This window comes from Streptomyces sp. GC420, from assembly GCF_009916105.1.
In the GTDB taxonomy this organism is placed as follows: domain Bacteria; phylum Actinomycetota; class Actinomycetes; order Streptomycetales; family Streptomycetaceae; genus Streptomyces.
Window position 1 is genome coordinate 1 of record NZ_JAAAXQ010000770.1, and the last position, 1,145, is coordinate 1,145.

The 1,145-nt window shown below is 81.8% G+C and carries 1 pseudogene; it reads right to left on the bottom strand.

The window, feature by feature from the left end:
- A pseudogene (locus GUY61_RS39465) lies at positions 1 to 219 on the bottom strand (D-alanyl-D-alanine carboxypeptidase); the annotation flags it as partial.
- Positions 220 to 1,145: the final 926 nt, after the last annotated feature.

Genomic DNA, 1,145 nt, shown 5'->3' on the forward strand with positions numbered 1-1,145 from the left:
CCCGCTCACCGCGGCCCTGCCCGCCGCGGCACCCTCCTCCACCCCGCGCCCGCCCGTGCCGACCGCCACCCCGTTGCGCCGCCCGGCGCAGGGGCTGCCTCCCGGCCCGGTGCCCGGCGTCCAGCGGCGCGTCGCGTCCGGCGCGGGCGCGCACGCCTCGCCCGCCGACGGCGGGGCGACCGCACCGGCGGGCCGTGGAGTGCCCGTCGCACGGCGCACCCCGACAGGCGGCCCTGCCGCTCAGTCGCTCCACGCGCCGGGGGCCGTGCCGCCGACCGTCGGCGCGGGTCCGCGCGCCGGCCACGCGCGCGGTGCCGTCCCCGCCGTGACCGGCGGGCTGTCGCCGGTGCCGCCGCGGTCGGGCCTGGGCGGGCCCGTGGTGCCTGTGCAGCGGCTCGCGGCGTCGGACGGCCCGGTGCCGGGTGGCCCGTTGCCGGTGCCGATGTCTTCCGGTCGCGGTGTGCCTGCTGCTCCGTTGGTGCCGCCGGGTGCTGTGACCGGCGCGCCGTTGCCCGTGCCGATGTCTTCCGCCGGTCCCGTGGCGGGTGGTCCGCACTCGGGCCTGGGTGGGCCTGCGGTGCCTGTGCAGCGGCTCGCGGCGTCGGACGGCCCGGTGCCGGGTGGCCCGTTGCCCGTGCCGATGTCTTCCAGCGGTCCGGTAGCGGGTGGTCCGCACTCGGGCCTGGGTGGGCCTGCGGCGCCCGTGCAGCGGCTCGCGGCGTCGAACGGCCCGGTGCCGCCGTCCGGTGCCGTCCCCGGTGGGGGGTCCGGCGGGGGCGGAGGCCCGTTGCCCGTGCCGATGTCTTCCAGTGGTCCGGTAGCGGCTGGTCCGCACTCGGGCCTCGGCGGGCCCGCGGCGCCCGTGCAGCGGCTCGCGCCGTCCGGCCGCGCCGGCACGGGCACCGCGTCCGCAGTGCGGCGGCCCAGCGCTCCTGGCCCGCGGCCGGAGGGTGGCCGTCGCGGCGTGCCCTCGGCGAAGCCGGGGCTGGGTGCCCCCGTGGTGCAGCGGTCGGCGGTCGATCCGCCCACCGGGGCGGCACCGGGCGGGGGCACGGCCCCCACCCCGGTGCCCGCGCCGTCCGTGACGCCGCCGGTGCAGCGGATCCCCGCGACGCCGCCGGTGTCTCCTCCGCCCGCACCCGTAC